18 protein-coding genes are annotated in these 19443 nt (G+C 65.1%); 6 read left to right on the top strand and 12 right to left on the bottom strand.

Features of this window, described 5'->3' with window-relative positions; translation table 11 throughout:
* The 4 genes from DVH29_RS08825 to DVH29_RS08810 are packed head-to-tail and all read right to left on the bottom strand — an operon-like array spanning position 1 to position 2765.
* The gene (locus DVH29_RS08825) at positions 1-480 is read right to left on the bottom strand and encodes a (2Fe-2S)-binding protein (protein ID WP_114645812.1); all 480 of its coding nucleotides are present in this window, start codon (positions 478-480) and stop codon (positions 1-3) included.
* Positions 477-1352, bottom strand: a complete 876-nt coding sequence (locus tag DVH29_RS08820; RefSeq protein WP_114645811.1) for an FAD binding domain-containing protein — start codon at positions 1350-1352, stop codon at positions 477-479. The genes DVH29_RS08825 and DVH29_RS08820 overlap by 4 nt, the downstream gene beginning before the upstream one ends.
* Positions 1349-2164: an IclR family transcriptional regulator gene (locus DVH29_RS08815; protein WP_158541613.1), complete on the bottom strand. Its 816-nt coding sequence runs from the start codon at positions 2162-2164 to the stop codon at positions 1349-1351. Before DVH29_RS08815 ends, DVH29_RS08820 begins: the two co-directional genes overlap by 4 nt.
* 1 nt (position 2165) lies before the next feature.
* On the bottom strand, positions 2166-2765 hold the full coding sequence (locus DVH29_RS08810) for an SRPBCC family protein (RefSeq protein ID WP_158541612.1): 600 nt from the start codon (positions 2763-2765) through the stop codon (positions 2166-2168).
* 277 nt (positions 2766-3042) lie between these two features.
* Between DVH29_RS08810 and DVH29_RS08805 the strand changes: the two genes are divergently transcribed.
* Genes DVH29_RS08805 through DVH29_RS08795 form a run of 3 tightly spaced genes read left to right on the top strand, consistent with a single transcriptional unit; the run spans position 3043 to position 6214 of the window.
* Positions 3043-5019, top strand: coding sequence for a tripartite tricarboxylate transporter permease (locus DVH29_RS08805; RefSeq protein ID WP_245944933.1), 1977 nt, complete (start codon positions 3043-3045; stop codon positions 5017-5019).
* 56 nt (positions 5020-5075) lie between these two features.
* A complete protein-coding gene (locus DVH29_RS08800; RefSeq protein ID WP_245944932.1) occupies positions 5076-5651 on the top strand; it encodes a carboxymuconolactone decarboxylase family protein in 576 nt (191 codons plus the stop codon).
* On the top strand, positions 5651-6214 hold the full coding sequence (locus DVH29_RS08795) for a UbiX family flavin prenyltransferase (protein WP_114645806.1): 564 nt from the start codon (positions 5651-5653) through the stop codon (positions 6212-6214). Before DVH29_RS08800 ends, DVH29_RS08795 begins: the two co-directional genes overlap by 1 nt.
* Positions 6215-6220: 6 nt before the next feature.
* Here DVH29_RS08795 and DVH29_RS08790 read toward each other — a convergent pair whose 3' ends face one another.
* A complete protein-coding gene (locus DVH29_RS08790; RefSeq protein WP_158541611.1) occupies positions 6221-6715 on the bottom strand; it encodes a TIGR02444 family protein in 495 nt (164 codons plus the stop codon).
* 105 nt (positions 6716-6820) lie between these two features.
* Positions 6821-7843 (bottom strand): Bug family tripartite tricarboxylate transporter substrate binding protein, encoded by a 1023-nt coding sequence (locus DVH29_RS08785; protein ID WP_114645804.1) that lies wholly within the window; start codon positions 7841-7843, stop codon positions 6821-6823.
* 481 nt (positions 7844-8324) lie between these two features.
* Between DVH29_RS08785 and DVH29_RS08780 the strand changes: the two genes are divergently transcribed.
* From DVH29_RS08780 to DVH29_RS08770, 3 genes are all read left to right on the top strand, one after another.
* Positions 8325-10103, top strand: coding sequence for a thiamine pyrophosphate-binding protein (locus DVH29_RS08780; protein WP_245944931.1), 1779 nt, complete (start codon positions 8325-8327; stop codon positions 10101-10103).
* 11 nt (positions 10104-10114) lie between these two features.
* Positions 10115-11572: an aldehyde dehydrogenase family protein gene (locus tag DVH29_RS08775; protein ID WP_114645802.1), complete on the top strand. Its 1458-nt coding sequence runs from the start codon at positions 10115-10117 to the stop codon at positions 11570-11572.
* 84 nt (positions 11573-11656) lie between these two features.
* Positions 11657-11920 (top strand): DUF2934 domain-containing protein, encoded by a 264-nt coding sequence (locus DVH29_RS08770; protein WP_114645801.1) that lies wholly within the window; start codon positions 11657-11659, stop codon positions 11918-11920.
* On the opposite strand, the gene DVH29_RS08765 is transcribed toward DVH29_RS08770, so the two are convergent.
* From DVH29_RS08765 to DVH29_RS08740, 6 genes are all read right to left on the bottom strand, one after another.
* Positions 11873-12940, bottom strand: a complete 1068-nt coding sequence (locus DVH29_RS08765; protein WP_114645800.1) for an osmoprotectant NAGGN system M42 family peptidase — start codon at positions 12938-12940, stop codon at positions 11873-11875. The genes DVH29_RS08770 and DVH29_RS08765 overlap by 48 nt on opposite strands.
* Entirely contained in the window at positions 12937-13737 is an 801-nt protein-coding gene (locus DVH29_RS08760) for a FadR/GntR family transcriptional regulator (protein ID WP_245944930.1), read from the bottom strand. Before DVH29_RS08760 ends, DVH29_RS08765 begins: the two co-directional genes overlap by 4 nt.
* A 367-nt stretch (positions 13738-14104) precedes the next feature.
* Positions 14105-14905 carry an ATP-binding cassette domain-containing protein gene (locus DVH29_RS08755; RefSeq protein WP_114645798.1) on the bottom strand — a complete coding sequence of 267 codons (801 nt, stop codon included), beginning with the start codon at positions 14903-14905 and terminating at the stop codon, positions 14105-14107.
* Complete coding sequence (locus DVH29_RS08750; protein ID WP_114645797.1) at positions 14902-16698, bottom strand: dipeptide/oligopeptide/nickel ABC transporter permease/ATP-binding protein; 1797 nt, start codon at positions 16696-16698, stop codon at positions 14902-14904. Before DVH29_RS08750 ends, DVH29_RS08755 begins: the two co-directional genes overlap by 4 nt.
* A complete protein-coding gene (locus DVH29_RS08745; protein ID WP_114645796.1) occupies positions 16695-17642 on the bottom strand; it encodes an ABC transporter permease in 948 nt (315 codons plus the stop codon). Before DVH29_RS08745 ends, DVH29_RS08750 begins: the two co-directional genes overlap by 4 nt.
* Positions 17643-17831: 189 nt before the next feature.
* Positions 17832-19385 (bottom strand): ABC transporter substrate-binding protein, encoded by a 1554-nt coding sequence (locus DVH29_RS08740; RefSeq protein ID WP_114645795.1) that lies wholly within the window; start codon positions 19383-19385, stop codon positions 17832-17834.
* Positions 19386-19443 lie beyond the last annotated feature (58 nt).

Below are 19443 nucleotides of genomic sequence, written 5' to 3'. Positions count from 1 at the left end.
TCATTCTCCCCGCGCCTGGGCGGCCGTTGCCAGCACGGCATCGACGATGGACTGATAGCCGGTGCAGCGGCAGATATTGCCCGAAAGGGCATCGCGGACATCGGCTTCGGTGGGATTGGGATTTTCCTCGAGGAACTCCTCCATGGTCATCAGCACGCCGGGCGTGCAGAAGCCGCATTGCAGGCCGTGATGCTCCCAGAACTGGTTCTGCAGCGGGCTCAGATTGCCGTCCCTGGCCAGCCCCTCGACGGTGGCGACCGACTTTCCATTGGCCTGAACGGCCAGCATGAGGCAGGAGCGGACCGCCTGGCCCTCGACGCGCACCGTGCACGCGCCGCAGACGCCGTGCTCGCAGCCCAGATGGGTACCGGTCAGCTTGAGGTCGAGGCGCAGGAAATCGGCCAGGGTGCGCCGGGTCTCGATCTCGCGCGTATATTGGGTGCCGTTGACGGTGATGGATAGGGTGCGCGTATCGGTCATGCTGAAGCCTTTTCTTTGGCGCGTTCGGCGGCCTTGAGAAAGGCGCGGCGCGTGAGGACGCGGGCGAGGTGGGTGCGATAGGCGGCGCTCACATAGGCATCGCTCATCGCTTCGATGCCGGCGGCGGCGCTGGCGAGCGCGGCGGCCGTTTCGGCATCGGGGCGTGCCCCGCGCAGATCGGCTTCCCATTGGGTGAGGCGAACCGGGGTTTCGGTGACGCCGGACACCGCGATGGCCAGTCTCTCGATGGTGCCGCCAGGATCGAGGGTCATGAGGCACGAGACGGCGCAGATGGCGAAATCGCCATGGCGGAAGGCGAATTCCTCAAAGCCATGGCCATGATGGCGCGGCCAGACGGCCAGACGGACGGCGCTGAGGAATTCCTCCGGCTGCACGCTGGTGGTGAGATATCCCACCCCGAATTCGGCAAAGCTCACCTCGCGATCGCCGGCCGCGCTGGTCAGCGTGAGCGTGGCGTCATGCAGGGCGGCCATGTTCACCAGTTCCGCCGAGGGGTCGAAATGGCACAGCGAACCGCCAATGGTGCCGCGGGCGCGCGTCTGGCGGTGGCCCACATGCGACAGGGCTTCCTGCAGGATCGGCATGGATTGCGCGATCTCGCCGGATCGTTGCAGGAAACGCTGGCGCGTCGCCGCGCCGATCTCCAGCACGTCGCCGCGCCGCTCGACATAGTCGAGGCCCTGCACGGTGTTGAGGTCGATGAGGTGCGCCGGCTGCACGAAGCGGAAATTCATCATCGGCATGAGCGATTGACCGCCGGCGATGACGCGGGCGTCTTCGAGCGTGCCAAGCAGATCGGCCAGTTCAGCCGGCGTGGCGGGCGCATGATAGGTGAAAGGCGAAGGCTTCATGCGTCGACCGCTTCCTCTGTCCTGGGTGAATAAAATGCGGCGATATGAGCCGGAGAGGCGCCCAGCAGCTCAGAAAGCGCGTGGGCCTTGCTTCGCAGCTCGGAGATCCAGCCAGCCTCCCATTCCTCGCGGAACCGGATCTGGGGCGCGGTGACGGCCATCGAGCCGAACACCATCTCGCCGCGATAGAAGACCGGAACCGCATAGCCGATGGCGCCGGCGACGCTCTCGCCACTGGAGACCGCATAGCCACAGTCGCGAATGGTCCTGAGATCGGATTTGAGACTGCCCAGATCGGTCACCGTCTCCTCGGTGGCCGGGGGCAGGCCATGGCGGGCGATCACCGCATCGGCTTCCGTCTCGCTCATGCCGGCCAGGATCGATTTGCCGCCGGCGCCCATGTTGAGATAGCGCGTATCGCCAACGCTGAGCGCATAGGACAGGGAGTGGGCGGTTTCGGCGACGGCGACGCAGACGCAGAAACCCTCGCTGGGCAGGTATTTGTTCAAGGTGACGGTTTCGCCCGTGATGTCAGACAATTCGCGCATCAGCGGCAAGGCCAGATCCTCGTCGGACGCGGCGTTCCAGATCTTCCGGGCCAGTTGCAGCGCCTTCCAGCCGAGCCGGTATTGCCCGGCGGGGGTGGCGACGACGAGCCCTTCCTCGACCAGTTGCCCAAGAATGCGGTGCGTGGTCGATTGCGGGAGGTCGAGATCGGTACTGATATGGCGCAGCGTGGCGCTTTCACCGCCTTGCGCGATGTGCAGGAGTACGGCATGGGCCCGGCTCAGGGCGGATGTCGCGGGGGCCATGTCAGCTCCTTTTGGACGAGCCGAACAGGCTGCGGAACCAGTTGACGAAAATCTTCCAGACCATCGCTCCGCCCAGCGCATTGTCGTTCTGGGCCGGCCGGTCGGCGCCGGAAGGCGCCGCTGCGGCATCGGTCGCTTCCGCCTCGCCGGTGGCGGACATCTGCCGCTTCAGGTTTTCCGCGAATTGGGAGATGATGGTGGACGACACGGCGTTGATGACGCCCGAGGCGCGGCCATATTGCGCCACGAGGCCAGAAAGCTGCAGGTCGGTATCGAGGGTCACGGTGGAGCCGGCCTCGGAGGGTTCCACCGTCATGGTGGTGGTGGCGCCGGCGTTTCCGCGTCCCTGCTGGTCCGCTCCATTGGCGCGGATCAGGGCCGTCCGCGTGGCCGGATCGGCCTCTTCGATCGCGGCGGTTCCGTTGAACTTGAGGGCCACCGGGCCGAGCTTGACCGAAACGCGGCCCTTGTAGACATTTTCCGCCTCGCGGGAAATCAGCTCGGCTCCCGGCACGCAACCGACGATGCCGGGAACGTCGAGCAATATGGACCAGGCCTGCTCGGGGGATGCGGGGACATCGAACTTGTTTTGGATTTTCACGCAAACGCTCCTTGAGCCGGTCTGTTTTCCGTTTGGTGCAAGGCCGTCGCTGGAGGTCCTGCTAATTCCGTTAAACGGAAATATTTCTTGTTATTCTTGCAATTAGCATCGCTTCAACGTCTGATGTCAACACGGCGGAATTAAATTCCGTTATCCGGAAATTTGGTTGTCGAAGACTCGGCAAGAAGTGCGAAGGGGGAGGCTTTTCGCAATGGATGTTTCACTGATAGGATCGGCTGGGGCAGCGCTGCTGGCGATTGTCGAACCTTATCGACTCATGATGCTTTCCGCCGGCGTCCTCATGGGACTCGGGCTGGGTATCATTCCCGGGATCGGCGGCCTGGTGGGCATGGCGCTGCTGCTGCCCTTCACGTTCACCCTCGATCCGACCACTGCGTTTGCCCTGCTGCTGGGCATGAAGGCCGTGACCGGCACCAGCGATACGATTCCCGCCGTCATGTTCGGCGTGCCGGGAACCTCGTCCGCCCAGGCGACGATCCTTGACGGCCACGCCATGGCCAAGAAAGGGGAGGCGGGGCGTGCCCTTGCCGCAGCCTATACCTCGTCGCTGATCGGTGGCCTGTTCGGGGCCTTCCTGCTGGCCCTGGCCATACCGGTCATGCGGCCCTTCGTTCTGGCGATCGGCACGCCGGAACTGCTGGCGCTGTCGATCTTCGGCATTTCCATGGTCGCCGCGCTTTCGGGCAGTTCGCCCTTGCGGGGCATCGCCATCGCCGGGTTCGGCGTCATGCTCGCCATGATCGGGTCGGACCCGCAGACCGGAACGCTGCGCTGGACCGTGGGCCAGCTCTACCTCTGGGATGGCCTGCCCATCGTTCCGGTTGCGCTTGGCCTGTTCGCGGTTCCCGAACTGGCGGATCTCGCCATTCGCCGGGCCGCCATCGCCAAGGATGCCAAATACAATATGCGCGAAGGCATGGCGATCGGCGTGCGCGACGCCTTGAAGAACTGGTGGCTGGTGCTGCGCTGCGGCGGCCTCGGAGCGGCGATCGGCGCGATTCCGGGCCTCGGCGCCTCGGTGGTGGACTGGCTGGCCTATGGCCATGCCATGCAGTCGATCAAGGGGGCGCGGGAAACCTTCGGCAAGGGCGACGTGCGCGGCGTGATCGCTCCCGAGAGCGCCAACAACTCCATCACCGCCGGCGCGCTCATCCCGACCATCGCCTTCGGCGTGCCCGGCAGCGCCAGCATGGCCATCCTGCTCGGGGCGTTCCTCATCCAGGGGCTGATTCCCGGCCCGGACATGCTCACGACCAATGTCCAGCTCACCTTCACGATGATCTGGTCCATCGCCATCGCCAACATTCTCGGCGCCGGCATCTGTTTCGCGTTCTCGGGCCAATTGGCCAAGCTGGCGACCCTGCGCTACACGCTGGTGCTGCCCATCGTCATCTGCGTCGTGTTCATCGGCGCCTATCAGGCGACGCGGAACTGGGGCGACATCTATGCCCTGCTGGTCTTCTCGGCCCTGGGATGGATGATGAAGCGCCTGCGCTGGGCGCGTCCGCCGCTGATGCTGGGCTTCGTGCTGGGCGCCCTGATCGAGCGCTATATGTCGATCTCGATCACGCGTTACGGCATCGAATGGCTGTGGCGTCCCGCTGTGGTCGTCATCCTGCTGGTTGCCCTCTTGGGCATGGTGCGTCCCTTCCTGCGCGAAATGGCGCGGGCCGGAGGCATCAAGCGAGCCCTGCTCGAGATCGAACGGCCGACCTTCAAGGCTTCGGACCTGTTCTATGTCGGTCTGATCGCCGTGGTCGGCCTCATGCTGGTCGAGGCCTCGGGGTGGAGCGCGCGTGCCAATACCGCGCCCCTGATCGTGGGGTGGACCTGCATCGGCACGCTCGTCATCGGCCTCGCCTATCAGGTGCTGCGCCGAAGCGGGCCTCGGGTCGTCGACGGCCAGACCATCGAAGCCGCCGTGCATATGGACGTGACCGACAGCGATCCGATCGAGATAGGCACATATCTCAGAAGATCGGCCGTCTTCATCGCCTGGTTCCTGGCCTTCATGGCATCGATCGCTCTCGTGGGCTTCCTCCCCAGTGCGTTCCTGTTCATCGTCGCCTATATGCGGATCGAAGGCCGCGAGCCCTGGAAGGTCGTCCTGCCGCAGGCCGTACTCTTCCCGCTCTTTCTCTATGTGGTGTTCGACTACGTCATGCATATACCATGGCCGGGCTCCCTTCTGGGGCGCATGGTTCCGGCGCTGGCCGGATTGCCCTCGGTTTGACGATCCACGGGCGCGGCGGCTTGCTGCCGCGCCCGCGAAAAACCTGGAGATATACTGTGGCCCGCTTGCCAGACCTCGATCCCCGCACAATGACCGACGAGCAGCAGGCCGTCTGCGAGGAGGTCCTTGCGGGGCCACGCTCCAGGCTGCCGGCCCCGCTCAGGGCCTGGCTGTTCCGCCCCGAATTGGCGCGCAGGGGCCAGAGTCTTGGGGCCTATGCTCGTTATGGCACCTGCCTCGCCCCCCATCTCTCCGAGCTTGCCATCCTGGTGACGGCCCGGTTCTGGGGCAGCGAATATGAATGGCATGCTCATAAGACCGAGGCGCTGAAAGCCGGCGTCCCGCCCGCCGCCATCGATGCCATCGAAGCCGATGCCGTGCCCGATCTCGAAGACCAGCAGAGCCGTTGCGTGCACGATCTCGTGCGCGAACTCTACGCAAGCCGGACACTCTCCGAGGAGAGCTATCGGCGGGGCGAGGCGATATTGGGTCGGGATGGCATGATCGATCTGGTCGCCATCGCAGGCTATTACAGCTTCGTCGCGATGACGCTCAACGTTTTCGACATCGGCGTTCCCGAAGGCGCGGAGCGTCCTTTCGGCCGCGGCAAGGCCAGGGCCGAGGCGCTGTGATGCGGCGGCTGATCATCGCCATCACCGGCGCGTCCGGCGTCATCTACGGCATCCGTGCCCTCGAGATGCTGAAGGCGATCGAGGACATCGAGACCCATCTGATCCTGTCGCCATCGGCTATCCGCACGGCGACGGAAGAAACCGACTATTCCGCCGATGCGATCCGGGACCTCGCCGACGAATGCCATGGATTCAAGGATATCGGGGCATCGCTCTCCTCGGGGTCCTACAAGACTGCGGGCATGCTGGTCGCGCCGTGTTCGATCAAGACGTTGAGCGGCATCGCCAACAGCTATAATGACGAGCTGATCGTCCGCGCTGCCGATGTCTGCCTCAAGGAGCGGCGGCGCGTGGTGCTGATGTTGCGCGAGACGCCGCTGCATGCCGGGCACATCCGGCTGATGGAACAGGCCACGCTCAATGGGGCCATCATCATGCCACCCGTGCCGGCCTTCTATCATCGCCCGCAAACGCTTGCCGACGTGATCGACCAGTCGGTGGGGCGGGCGCTGGACCTGTTCGATATCGATACGCGAACCGTCAAGCGCTGGACCGAAAGCTGAGGCCGGTCAGAGCGCTTCCGTCAACGTGGCGATGGGGCCGATGACCGTGTCCGGCAGGGCGCCGCCTGCATAGAATCGCACCACCAGCTCCAGCCCCTTGCGCGCTTCCGATTTCATTTCGTCCTGCGGCAGGCTGCCCGACGAGGCCGGCGGTGCGAGGCTTTCCAGCGTATCGAGTTCGATATGCTCGGCGTCGATCTCGGCCGCCTGTATGCGGCCGCGCAGCGTGGCCGTCTCGGCATTGGGGGCAGGGGAGGGCCCGGTTTTCAAGCCCCGCCGCAGCGCCCGCAGCGGCTCGACGATCCGGGCACGCCATTCGGCGATCGCCGCATCGGCTTCTTCCACATCCGCCGGTCCAACCTGGTCGGCCCGGACCGCGATGCGCCAGAGTATGTAGAGCGTGACATTGACATCCACGCCGGCTGAATCCTGCAGGCCGAGACAGGCTTGCGAAACGCCGGGCCGGCGATAGACGTCGAGCGCGAAGTCCCAAAGTGTCATGGCCATCCTCCTAATTCATGCCTGGATGCTTGTGGGCCGCTTCCGGCCAGCGGGCAACGAAAAAGGGCGCCGCAGCGCCCTTTTCATCCTTTTGCAACGAGCTGCCTATTCTTCGTAGAGCGCTGAGGCCTGTTGGAGCAGTGCGGGGTCGATACTGTCGAACCGCGCGATCATCGCCTGGAGATCTTCGCCCGACATCGGGTTCACCGTAGCGCCAATCGCCTCGGCATCGCGGAGGAAATCCGGGTCCTCGACCATGGAATCGAAGGCACGGCGCAGGATTTCGAGCCGGTCTTCCGGCACGCCAGGGGTGGTGAAGTAATATTTGCCGATATCGTTGGAGCTCATGATGAGTTCCATGACAGCCCGGTTTTCCTCCGGCGCGAGTTCGACCGAGGTCGGAATGTCGGGAAGTGCCGGATCGCGATCGAGCCCATGCTGGACGAGGATGCGCACCTGTCCTTCCTCGAACCATCTGGGATTGGCGGCCATCAGCGCCTCGAAGGTCGTCGAATGCCCCTCGACCTCGCCTCGCTCCATGGCCAGCATGGCGGCTGCGGACCCTTCATAGCCCATGATCAGATTGAATTTGGTCCCCAGAAACTCGTTCATGGCACGCGGATAGAGCGAAACCGACGAGCCTATATTGGTGGCCGAGAGGATGACTTCCTCTTCCATGGCCTGCTCGATGTCCATCACATCGCTGGTGTGCCAGACCATAGTCACGCTGGCCGAAGGCTGCACGCGGCCGATGAAGTTGAAGCCCGACATCTCGAACTCGACATTGTCGATCATCTTCGATTGCAGCGGCACGGCCTGGGATACGATGCCGATGACCGTGCCGTCCTGCGGCGATGAATTGTAGAGTTGGTTGGCCGCGGTGAGCCCGCCCGCGCCGGGCAGGTTGACCGGAATGATCGCCGGGTTGCCGGGGATATGGTCGCCCAGATGGCTGGCCACCACTCGCGACAGCAGGTCGTTGCCGCCGCCCGGTGCAAAGCCGATGATCAGTTCGATGGTCTTGCCGGCATAGAAATCTTCCTGCGCGAAGGCAGGTTGGGTTGCGCCCAGAGCGCCGAGAACGACGGCTCCTCCCGCAATCCACGACAATGCGGTGTCGCTGAACATATCGATAATTCTCCTCCTCGACCCGTCCTATCGTACGGGTAATACTTGGAGCGTATGAAGCAGTTTGCGAATTGGCAATTGTCGCAGGAACGATTTCCGGTTGCCGGAAACCCCATGTCGCGTGCTGACCGCACCTGGATCGTTAGGCGGATCTAATCGATTGTTATGTCGACCAGATTTTTTGAATTCCTGTTTGGATGAAATGATTTTCCTGTTTTTTCGATGGGAATAGCGGCCAGGAAACGTGCTTTTTTACAGCTGCATATGTGGCGGTTTCGACGATGATGGGTATGGAGAGGAGATGTTGGACTCAAGTCTACTTGACGAAATAACGAGTAGATATGTAGGTATGACGCCGAAAAGCTCAATATCCATGTGTAATTCCGTGAAGCGGAATTTTCAAATAGAATAGGATAAGGAAATTCTATTTGGTGAAATAACTGGCTGTTGGGGATCGACTAAACGCTGGGAGGAAGCAAGTTTGGACTCGTTTGATCGCCCCGAGGGGCTTGAAACTCCGTCGACGCTGGATTGGAAAAGCGACATCGCGGCGGAAATGCTGCGCCGGCTCGATATTCCCTATGTGGCCCTCAACCCCGGCGCCAGCTATCGGGGGTTCCACGACAGCCTGGTGAACTATCTGGGCAATCGCTCGCCGCAAATGCTGCTGTGCCTGCATGAGGACCACGTCATTTCCATCGCCCATGGCTATGCCAAGGTCATGGAGAAGCCCATGGGAGCGGTGCTGCATTCCAATGTGGGTCTGATGCATGGGCTGATGGGCATCTTCAATGCCTGGGGCGGCCGCGTGCCCATGATGGTGGTCGGGGCAACCGGCCCGGTGGAACCGGAAAAACGCCGTCCCTATATCGACTGGATCCATACCGCCAAGGACCAGGGCGCCCTGTTGCGCCAATATGTGAAATGGGACGACGAGCCCCGCTCGGCGGACGGCATCGTGGAAGCTTTCCTGCGCGGCTATCAGATCACCGCTTCGACGCCGCGGGCACCGGTCTATATCTGCCTCGACGCCGGATTGCAGGAAGAACCGGTGCCCGAGAACTTCCACATTCCGACCGCCGAACGCTATGCACCGATCTCGCCGGCCTGCGCGCCTCAGGCTCAGATCGACGCGGTGGCCGATCTCGTCCGCTCGGCCAAAAACCCGCTGTTCCTGTTCGGGCGAGGTTCCGTCGACCAGGGCGACTGGGATCGTCGCGTCGAACTGGTCGAGGCCGCCGGTGCCTATGTCATGACATCGACCCGCGGCAAGGCGGTGTTTCCCACCGACCACCCGCGCCACGCCGCGCCCCCGCTTACCTGGCTCGATGCGTCGGCCAAACCCATCGTTGAAGCGGCCGACCTGATCGTTTCGTTCGATTGGGTGGATCTCAACGGGACCCTGCGCCAGGTCAATCGCAATTCCGACCAGCTTGCGTCGACCATCGTGCACGTCACCCAGGACCGGTCGCTGCACAATGGCTGGGACATGGGCTATTTCGGATTGCCTCCCGCCGACCACCCCATCGATGCCAATCCCGATGCCTTTGTCGGGCAGTTGCTGGATGCGCTCCGGCGCCGGGGCCGGAACGGCTCCACATGGGACGGCATCGCGCGCGTCGATCCCGGGCCGGCCGAGTTCAGCCCGAACCGGGACAAGGAGATCATCCCCTTCGACCTCGAAGTGGCCGTGATGAAGGTCGCCGAAGGCCGCAAGGTGACCCTTGCCAACAACAATATCGGATGGTCCACCCGCGCCTACATGATCCGCGGCCCGCTCGATTTTCTGGGGCATAATGGCGGTGGCGGCATCGGTGCCGGTCCGGGCCTGACCATCGGGGCGGCCCTCGCCCTGCGCGACAGCGACCGCACGGTGATCGGCGTGATGGGGGACGGCGATTTCCTGCAGGGCGTCACCGCCCTGTGGACGGCGGCGCACTACCAGATTCCGGCGCTGTTCATCGTCGCCAACAACCGCTCGAACTATAACGACGAAATCCATCAGGCCGCCATGGCCAAGGATCGCGGGCGTCCGCCGGAAAACCGCTGGATCGGCCAGCAGATCGACAAGCCGGCACCCGATCTGGCCGGCCTCGCGCGTGCGCAAGGGGTGGAGGCGGAAGGCCCGGTCGAGAACGTCGACGACCTGATGGCCGCCATCGAGCGTGGCCTGGCCGTGGTCGATGCCGGGCGGCCCTATCTCATCGATGCCCGCATCGCGCTCGGCTACACCAAGAAGATCGTGACCCGCGGTCACTGAGGGAGGCGACCATGACCACTGACGTTCAATCCGTGCTTCCGACCCGGCGCGACCTATATTATGGCGGCGGCTGGCACGCCCCGAGGGGCGGATATGCCGATGTCTTCAACCCCTCGACCGGCGAAAGCCTCGGGCCCGTGGCCCAGGCCGACCTTGCGGACGTGGAGGCGGCGATCGCCGCCGCCCGGTCCGGATTCGAGGCGTGGCAGGGCACTCTGCCCAAGCAGCGTTCCGCCGTGTTGCGCGAAATCGCCGCCATCATCCGCGCCAATGCGGAAGAATTCGCCCTGCTCGATGCCGCCAATTGCGGCAATCCGGTCACGGCGCTGTTGCGCGACGCCGAAAACGCCGCCACCAAGCTCGACTATTTCGCCGGAGTGGCGCTGGAGGCCAAGGGCGCCACGATTCCGGCCGGCAAGGACATGATGTGCATGACCGTGCGCGAACCCTGGGGCGTTTGCCTCAGGATCGGGGCGTTCAACCATCCGCTGTCGTTTGCGGGGGGCAAACTGGGCGCGCCCCTGGCCGCGGGCAATGTGGTGATCATGAAACCCTCGCCCCAGGCGCCGCTTTCGGCCCTCCGGCTCGCCGAATTGATCGAGGGCGTCGCCCCGGCCGGGGTGATCAACTTCCTCACCTGCGGGCTGGAGGCGACCCAGGCGCTCGTGGCGCACCCGCAGGTGGACATGGTTTCCATCGTGGGGAGCATCGCGACGGGCCGGGCGGTGGCCAAGGCCTGCGCCGACCGGCTGAAGCCGATGATCTGCGAGCTTTCGGGGAAGAACGCGCTGATCGCCTATCCCGATGCCGACATCGCCAAGACCGTGGAAGGCGCGGTGCGCGGGATGAATTTCACCTGGTGCGGCCAGTCCTGCGGATCGACCTCGCGGCTTTTCGTCCACGAATCGATCCATGACGCGGTCGTCGACGGGGTGATCGCCGCCACAAGGCGGTTCACGCCGGGCATCGCCACCGACAAGGCGACCAATATGGGCGCCATCATATCCAAGGCGCAGTTCGACAAGATCATGGACTATATCGCGCTGGGACGGCAGCAGGGCGCGACGCTGCGGCTGGGTGGGGCGCGTCCTTCGGCACCGGAACTCGGCAATGGCTATTTCATCGAGCCGACCATTTTCACCGATGTCACCCCCGACATGGCCATTGCCCATGAGGAGATTTTCGGGCCGGTCCTGTCGGTGATCAAATGGTCCGACGAAGCCGAGATGATGCAGCACGTCAACGCCGTCGATTACGGCCTTACCGCAGCCATATACACAACCGATCTCAGCACCGCCCATCGGGCGGCGCGCCAGGTGCAGTCGGGCTTTGTCTGGATCAACGATACCTCCTCGCACTATATCGGCGCGCCCTTCGGCGGCTACAAACTCTCCGGGGTGGGACGCGAAGAGTCGATCGAGGAATTGTTGGAGTTCACACAGATCAAAACCGTCAAGATCGCGCTCTGATTCCGCTTTCCGAGCAACACAGAGCAGTGCGGGGAACCGCTTGTGCCTGCTGTCGTTTCCGCTTCGTCAAGTGGAGGACAGGACATGGCTTATCCCCAGGAACAGGAAATCCAGCGGCGGGCCTATGAAATCTGGATGGCCGCCGGCTGCCCCGAGGGGCACGACCAGGAACACTGGTATCGGGCCCTCGAGGAACTGGGCGATCCCGACCGGCCGGGCACGCCGGGCTCGGCGTCCGGCGGGATGGAAGGGGAGCCCGGAGAGCGGTTTTCCGGTGGCCCGCTGGAAGGCGACGGCGGGCTATCGGGGAAGCGGAACAAGATCGCTACGAATATAGGCGATAATTAATTTCGTCAGCTCTTCCAAGGACTTGATGTGGGTCCGCTCCCAGCCATGCGAGGAGTCCAGCGAGAAGCAGACGAGCCCGACCCGCAGGTCCCAGCCCGCATCGATGGCGGCGGCGCTGTCCGAGCGGTAGGAGCGGAAGGTATCGCGCTCATGGGCGATGCCATGGGCCTTGGCGAGCCCCACGAGATGGCGGGTGATGGGCAGGTCGAACGGGCCGGTCCGGTCGCGGAAGGCGATGGTCGCGGCGTCGTCGCGGGTCGCCTGTCCGGGGCCGGTGACGCCGTTGTCGACCGCCACAAGCTCTTGAACCTGCTCGCCGAATCCGTGCGTGCCGCCAATGCCGACCTCCTCGGAAATGGTGAACAGTACCTGGGCCGGAACCGCCGGCATCTCCCCGCTTTCGGCGATGGATTTGAGCGCGGCGAGAAGGCATGCCACCCCCGCCTTGTCGTCGAGATGGCGCGACACGATGAAGCCGTTGTCGAGGAATTCGGGCTGCGCATCAATGGCGACAATATCGCCGATGTTGACCTCAAATGCGATGTAATTAGCATTTGTGTACGTGGATGTGCGGGCAGGGTCCGGCATGGCGTCGATGCGGATCTCCAGATTGTCCCAATCGGCCGGCTGGGTGTCCACTTCGGTGTTGAACAGATGCCCCGACGCCTTGAGCGGCAGGATGGTGCCGCGCAGCTCTCCGGCGTCGGTGAAGATGGTGCAGCGAGCCCCTTCGGCGAACCGCGCCGCCCAGGTGCCGGTGTTGCGCAGCCGGGGGCGGCCATTGGGGTGGAAGCCGGTGACCATGGCGCCGAGCGTATCGATATGGGCCGCGAGGGCACGCCGGGGGGCGCCGTCGCCGACGGTGACGCTGAGCACGCCGCGCCGGGTGTAGGAAACGGCATAGCCCAGGGTCTCGAGCCAGGCGGCGAGCTTGACGCTGGCCCGCTCGGTCATGCCGACCGGCGAGGGGGTGTTGAGCAGGTCTTCGAGACAGCGCCTGAGATAGGGGATGTCGATCATCGTGCGGCCTTTCTGCGCCTCTCGCCGGTGCCCCGCGCCACGGGATCGTGGAGGAAGTCGCCGGTCAGTTCGGCCTGGAGGTCGAGCATGGACCGCTCGGCATAGGCCATGTGCTCGCTCATGATGCGATGGACGGCGGCGCCGTCCCCGGCCTGCATGGCGGCGATCATCTGGCGCTGATAGCCGATGCCCTGGGCGCGCAGCACCGGCTTGGGCTGGATATAGATGTCGTGGCAGACCGCGAGGTCCTTGAGCAGCCTTTGCAGGAAGCGGCAGGTGAAGGCCAGCAGCGCATTGTCGGCATATTCGGCCACCACCCCGTGGAAATCGAGTTCGGCCATGCGCTGGTTCCAGCGCTCCTCGGCATCGGCCGGCTCGTGATCGTAGATGGCGATGATGTCGGTGAGGCGCCTGTAGCCCTGGGCGTCCATATTGGCCATGGCACTGACCGCCACCAGCGGCTCGAGCACTTTTCGCAAGGCGTAGATGTCGGCGATGGTGACCGTCTTGGCGAAGAGATAGTTGGACAGTAGGCTCATGGCCCGGCTTTCCGACATGGTCTCGATGAACGCGCCGCCGCCCGGTCCGGTGCGGGTGCGGATCAGCCCCTGGACCTCCAGCGATTTCAGCGCCTCGCGAATGGTGCCCTTGGAGGCGGCGTATTGCTCCATCAATTCGCGCTCCTGCGGCAGCCGGTCGCCGGGCTGCAGGCCATGGGTGACGATGGAGGATTTGATGGCATCGACGATCTCGTCGGTGCGCTTGCGGCGAAGCGGGGAGGGGGCGGTCATGAGCATGGGGCCGGGTCTGGGGCGGGCGTCTGCCGCAGCGCGGCGGCCCCCTCATCCGTCTCGGACCTTTCGGTCCGATCCACATTCTCCCACGAGGGGAGAAGGGAATCGCCTGAGGCGGCGCCGATCTTTCCTTCTCCCCCGGTGGGAGAAGGTGGCCGCGGAGCGGACGGGGCGGCGATTGGGGCGGGCGTCTGCCGCAGCGCGGCGGCCCCCTCATCCGTCTCGGACCTTTGGGTCCGATCCACCTTCTCCCACGAGGGGAGAAGGGAGTCGCCCGGGGCGGCGCCGATCTTTCCTTCTCCCCCGGTGGGAGAAGGCGGCCGGGGGCTCGGGATGAGGTGGGGCGTGGGCAAGAAGGCGGGCATGGGCGTCAGGGGTGGGCGGGGGCGAGGGTGGGGGCGCTGGAGATGAGGTCCCTTGTATAAGCGTGACGGGGATTGGCAAAGAGGTCCGAAGCCCGGCCCAGCTCGACCATCTCGCCCAGATACATGACGCCCACCCGGTCGGAGACCGATTCGACCACGGCGAGGTCGTGGCTGATGAAGAGGTAGGAGAGGTCGAACTGGCGCTTGAGGTCGTCGAGCAGCAGCAGCACCTGCGCCTGCACCGAGACGTCGAGGGCCGAGACGGGCTCGTCGAGCACCAGGATGCGGGCTTCGGCGGCGAGGGCGCGGGCGATGGCGATGCGCTGGGCCTGACCGCCGGAGAATTCGTGCGGATAGCGCTCCAGCGTGTCCTTGGGCATCTGCACCGCATCGAGCAGGTCGCGCTTGCGGCGGGCCCGGGTGGCGGCGTCGTAGCCGCGCAGCAGACGCAGCGGAACGTCGAGGATGCGATCGATGGTCTTGCGCGGGTTGAGCGAGGCGACCGGGTCCTGGAACACATACTGGATCATCTGGCCGAATTTGCGCGAACCCTCGGCGCGCAATTGGTCATAGGACTGGCCGCCAATAGCGATGGAGCCGGAGGTGGGCGTCTCCAGCCCGACCAGCATGCGGGCAATGGTGGACTTGCCCGACCCGCTCTCGCCGACGATGGCGAGGGTTTCGTTCTGGCGCAATTCGAAGCTGACGCCTTTCACGGCGTGGACCGCATGCGAGGTGCCGCCGAACAGGGTGCGCTTGCCCCCGAACGTCTTGACGAGATCGGTGACGGTGATGGCGCTGGTCATGGGCGGCCTCCGGCAAACAGCGGGCGGACGCGATCGAGAAAGCCGGCGCCCTGGCCAAGTTCGGGCACGCAGGCGATGAGCTTTTTCGTGTAGTCGTGGCGGGGATGGCGCAAGACCTCGGCGGTGGCGCCGGCCTCGACGATCTCGCCATCCTTCATCACCGCGACCCGGTCGCACACCTGGGCGACGACGCCGAAATCATGGGTGATGAGCAGGAGCGCCAGCCCGCGCTCCTTGCGCAGATCCTGCAGCAGGTCGAGGATGCGCGCCTGCACGGTGACGTCGAGGGCGGTGGTCGGCTCGTCGGCGATGATGATGTCGGGATCGTTGGCCAGCGCCATGGCGATGCCGATGCGCTGGCGCTGCCCGCCGCTCATTTCGTGCGGATAGGCATCGATGCGGGCGGCGGCGTCGCGAATGCCCACCTGCTCCATGAGGGCGAGGGCGCGCCGACGCGCCTCGGCCTTGCCGACCGGCTGGTGCGTGGTGATGGCCTCGGCGATCTGCTCGCCGACCCGGTAGAGCGGGTGGAGCGTGGTCAGCGGGTCCTGGAACACATAGGCCACCTTGGCGCCGCGCAGGGCGCGGATGCGGCCCTCGGGGAGCGCGAGGACGTCCTCTCCCTCGATCTTGACCGTGCCGCCGGTGATGATGCCCGGCGGGGAGGCGACGAGGCCAAGCAGCGACAGGGCGGTGACGGACTTGCCCGAACCGGACTCCCCGATCAGCCCCAGGCACTCGCCCTTGTCGAGGGAAAAGCTGATGTCCCGGATGGCCGGGACAGTGGCGCGGCCGCGCTGGAAGCTGGTTTCGAGATCGCGGACCTCAAGGATGGCGGCGGCGTCGCCGGCAGGGGTGGGGGCGGGGACGGGCTTGCGGCGGATGCGGGTCACGGCGAGGGGACGGGTAAGGTCGCCGGCCCGCAGGCGCGGGTCGAGCACGTCGCGCACGCCATCGCCCAGAAGATTGATGCTCATGACCAGCGCGAAGATCATGAGGCCGGGGATGATCGAGACATGGGGGGCGTTGAACAGCAGGCGCCGGCCCTCGCCCAGCATGGAGCCCAGATCGGATTGTGGCGGTTGCGCGCCCAGCCCGAGAAAGGAGAGGCCGGCGGTTTCGAGGATCATCCAGCCCACGGTGGTGGACATGGTGATGACGATGACCGGCAAGACGTTGGGGAGCACCTCGGTGAAGAGGATGGCGGCGTGGGACTTGCCCGACAGGCGCGCCGCGTCGACGAATTCGCGATTGGCCAGCCCGATGGTGATGCCGCGCACATTGCGGGCGAAAAACGGGATGTTGACGATGGCGATGGCGTAGAGCGCGTTGAGCAGGCCCGGGCCGAGCACGGCGACGATGGCCAGCGCCAGAAGGATGTAGGGGAAGGCCATCAGCATATCGATGCCGCGCATCAGGACATTGTCGGTGACCCCGCGGGCATAGCCGGACACCAGCCCGATCAGCGAGCCGACCAGGGCGGCGATGGCGGTGGCCGAAAGGCCCACGGCGATCGACACCTGGGTGCCCCAGATGAGGCGCGAGAGGATGTCGCGGCCCAGATGGTCGGTGCCCAGCAGGTGCCCTTCCGAGAGGATGGGCTGCAAGCGGTTGGCCGGAAAGGTGGCGTCGGGATTGGGGATGGGCAGCAGCGGGGCGAGGGCGGCCAGAAGGCAGATGGCGACCAGCACGACGAGCCCGCCGGCCGCCAGCCGGTTGTTGAAAAGCAGCTTCCAGCTCGACAGCCGGGCCGAGGAAACCTGGGGTTCGGTGGTGGCGAGGGCCTGGGTCATGTCTTGAGCCTCGGGTCGAGCATGGCTTGCGCCACGTCGGCGACAAGGTTGATCAGGACATAGGTGACGGCGACCAGCAGCACCCCGCCCTGCACCAGCAGCAGGTCGCGGGTGGAGATGGCGCTGACCAGCATCTGGCCGATGCCGGGCCATTGGAACACGGTCTCGATATAGACCGCGCCGCCCATGACGAACCCGGCCTGGATGCCGATGACCGGGATGATCGACACCAGCGCCGACTTGAAGGCGTGGCGATAGATCACCCGCCGCTCGTCGAGCCCCTTGGCGCGGGCGGTGCGCACGTAATCCTGCCGCAGCACCTCGAGCATGGCGGCGCGGGTGAGGCGCGCGATGACCCCGGTGGCGACGATGGCGAGGGTGGTGGCGGGCAGGATGAGGTGGCGCAGCAGGTCGGGCAGGTCGCCCCCGCCATAGACCGCATACATGCCCGAGGCGGGCAGCACGCGCCATTGCACGGCGAAGATGAGGATGAACAGCAGCCCCAGCCAGAAGGCGGGGGTGGAAATGCCGATGAGGACGAAGAAGGTGACGATGCGGTCGGTCCAGCCGAACTGGCGCACCGCCGAGACGACGCCGGCGAGGATGCCGAGGATCGAGCACAGCACCAGCGCGGTGCCGGCGAGGATGAGGGTGGCGCCGAAGCGTTCGAGGATTTCGTCGAGCACCGGGCGGTTGAGGATATAGCTGCGGCCGAAATCGCCCTGCAGCAGATTGCCGACCCAGACGAAATACTGCTCATAGACCGGGCGGTCGAGGCCGAGCTCGCGATTGATGCGGGCCACATTGTCCGGGGTGGCGTAGGAGCCGAGGAGCGCGGTCGCCGTATCGCCGGGGATCAGCGCCATGATGCCGAAGACGATCACCGACAGCCCGATGATCACCGGAATGGCGGAGACGAGGCGCTTGAGGATGTAGCCGGTCATGAGGGGCCTCCTTGGGGTGCGGGTGGGGGCAGGCCAGGGACTCTGGTCCTGTGGCTCCACCCCTCCCCAACCCTCCCCGTCAAGGGGAGGGTGCTTCTCTGGTGGGGCAGCCGGGCGTGCCGGTTCCCCAGCCTGACACCTCCCCCTTGACGGGGGAGGATGGGAGGGGGTGGGGCCAGGGGCTCCCCATTACTCCTTGGTCACCCCGGCCAGGCGGAGGTTGAAGTCGGGCTGGAGTTCGAAGCCCTGCACATTGGCGGTGGAGACCGCGTTCTGCTTCCAGTTGGCGACGAAGATCCAGGGCGCATCGTCGTGAACCACCGCCTGCACGTCGCGATAGAGCGCGGCGCGCTCCTCGGGATCGGTCGACATGCGGGCCTGGTCGAGCATCTCGTCCACGTCGATATTGGAGTAATAGCTCGAATTGAACCCGCCCTCTTCCGGCCAGGCGGCGGTGCGCAGGGTGAGGAAGGGCAGCGTGTCGGGGTCGGTGGTCATCCAGGCCATCTCGGCCATGTCCGCCTTGCCCTCGAGGCCCGGATTGACGTTGGAGAGGAAGGTGTTCCACTCATAGGTCTCGATGGTGACGTCGAACCCCACCGCCTGCAGGTCGGCCTGGATGGCGGTGCCCATGGGGATGGGATCGAGCATGCCCGACCCGCCCTCGGTGACGTAGAAGGTGACCGACAGGTCCTCGACCCCGGATTCCTCGAGCAGCTGACGCGCCCTGTCGGGATCGTAGGGGTAGGGCTCGACCGCATCGTTGAACGCCCAGTTGAAGGCGGGGGGAATGGGACCGGCGGAAACGTCGGCGGTGCCCTGCAGCACGTCGTTGACCAGCGTCTCCTTGTTGACGGCGAAATTGGCCGCCTGGCGGACCAGCTGGTCGGTGAAGGGCCCCTCCTTCATGTTGAGCATCACATACCACACGTGCGGACCCACCGCGTCATAGACGGTGAACATGGGATCGTCGGCCAGCATGGCGACATTGTCGGGCGGCACCTCGACCATGATGTCGATGCCGCCCGAGAGCATTTCGGCCACCCGTGTATTGGCGTCGGTGACCGGGCGGAACACCACGGTTTCCATGCCCGCCGCATCGCCCCAATAGGCGTCGTTGCGCGACACCACCACGCGGGTGTTGGATTGCCACTCCTCGAACTGGAACGGGCCGGTGCCCACCGGATTGCGGCCGAAATCGTCGCCGAACTGCTCGACCGCGGCCGGCGAGACGATGCCGCCGGTATTGGTGGCCAGATTGGTGAGGAAGGGCGCGAAGGGCTGGCCGAGCGTGAACTGCACCGTGTGCTCGTCGAGCACCGCGGTCTCGGTGATGTCGGCGAAATTGAACGAGAGCGGGAAGGGGCCGGTGCCGTAGAAGGGATGGCTTTCGTCCAGCATGCGGTCGAAGGTGAATTTTACCGCCTCGGCATTGAACGGGGTGCCGTCATGGAAGCTGACGCCCTCCCGCAGGGTGAAGGTATAGACCAGCCCGTCATCGGAAATCTCCCAGGCGGTGGCCAGCGCCGGCTCGACCTCGAGCGTGCCCTCGGCGAAGCGGACCAGGCCCTCGAAGATATTGGTGGTGATGCGGAAATCGTTGGCGGCGGTGGAGACCTGCGGGTCGAGCGATTGCGGCTCGGCGATCTGGCCCACCACCAAGACATTGGGCGGGGTCTGCGCGAGGGCGGGGGACGCGGCCATCAAGACGGCGATGGCGGCCCCGGCGAGTAGTTTTTTCATGACATCCTCTCCTTTGGCGGCTTTTTTGGACAGGTCGTGCTGCCTAGACTTTGGCCTC

This window comes from Pelagibacterium lacus, from assembly GCF_003345525.1.
Classification (GTDB): domain Bacteria; phylum Pseudomonadota; class Alphaproteobacteria; order Rhizobiales; family Devosiaceae; genus Pelagibacterium; species Pelagibacterium lacus.
Note: the sequence above shows the minus strand (reverse complement) of the source record. Positions and strands in the feature narration are given on the sequence as shown.

Excerpts from the sequence above, each read along its gene's own strand:
- DVH29_RS08750 (WP_114645797.1), bottom strand. The coding sequence starts at position 16,698 with ATGACCCAGGCCCTCGCCACCACCGAACCCCAGGTTTCCTCGGCCCGG.
- DVH29_RS08820 (WP_114645811.1), bottom strand. The coding sequence starts at position 1,352 with ATGAAGCCTTCGCCTTTCACCTATCATGCGCCCGCCACGCCGGCTGAA.
- DVH29_RS08770 (WP_114645801.1), top strand. The coding sequence starts at position 11,657 with ATGGCTTATCCCCAGGAACAGGAAATCCAGCGGCGGGCCTATGAAATC.
- DVH29_RS08785 (WP_114645804.1), bottom strand. The coding sequence starts at position 7,843 with ATGTTCAGCGACACCGCATTGTCGTGGATTGCGGGAGGAGCCGTCGTT.
- DVH29_RS08825 (WP_114645812.1), bottom strand. The coding sequence starts at position 480 with ATGACCGATACGCGCACCCTATCCATCACCGTCAACGGCACCCAATAT.
- DVH29_RS08795 (WP_114645806.1), top strand. The coding sequence starts at position 5,651 with ATGCGGCGGCTGATCATCGCCATCACCGGCGCGTCCGGCGTCATCTAC.
- DVH29_RS08755 (WP_114645798.1), bottom strand. The coding sequence starts at position 14,905 with ATGACCAGCGCCATCACCGTCACCGATCTCGTCAAGACGTTCGGGGGC.
- DVH29_RS08745 (WP_114645796.1), bottom strand. The coding sequence starts at position 17,642 with ATGACCGGCTACATCCTCAAGCGCCTCGTCTCCGCCATTCCGGTGATC.
- DVH29_RS08760 (WP_245944930.1), bottom strand. The coding sequence starts at position 13,737 with ATGCTCATGACCGCCCCCTCCCCGCTTCGCCGCAAGCGCACCGACGAG.
- DVH29_RS08765 (WP_114645800.1), bottom strand. The coding sequence starts at position 12,940 with ATGATCGACATCCCCTATCTCAGGCGCTGTCTCGAAGACCTGCTCAAC.
- DVH29_RS08815 (WP_158541613.1), bottom strand. The coding sequence starts at position 2,164 with ATGGCCCCCGCGACATCCGCCCTGAGCCGGGCCCATGCCGTACTCCTG.
- DVH29_RS08775 (WP_114645802.1), top strand. The coding sequence starts at position 10,115 with ATGACCACTGACGTTCAATCCGTGCTTCCGACCCGGCGCGACCTATAT.
- DVH29_RS08740 (WP_114645795.1), bottom strand. The coding sequence starts at position 19,385 with ATGAAAAAACTACTCGCCGGGGCCGCCATCGCCGTCTTGATGGCCGCG.
- DVH29_RS08805 (WP_245944933.1), top strand. The coding sequence starts at position 3,043 with ATGATGCTTTCCGCCGGCGTCCTCATGGGACTCGGGCTGGGTATCATT.
- DVH29_RS08790 (WP_158541611.1), bottom strand. The coding sequence starts at position 6,715 with ATGACACTTTGGGACTTCGCGCTCGACGTCTATCGCCGGCCCGGCGTT.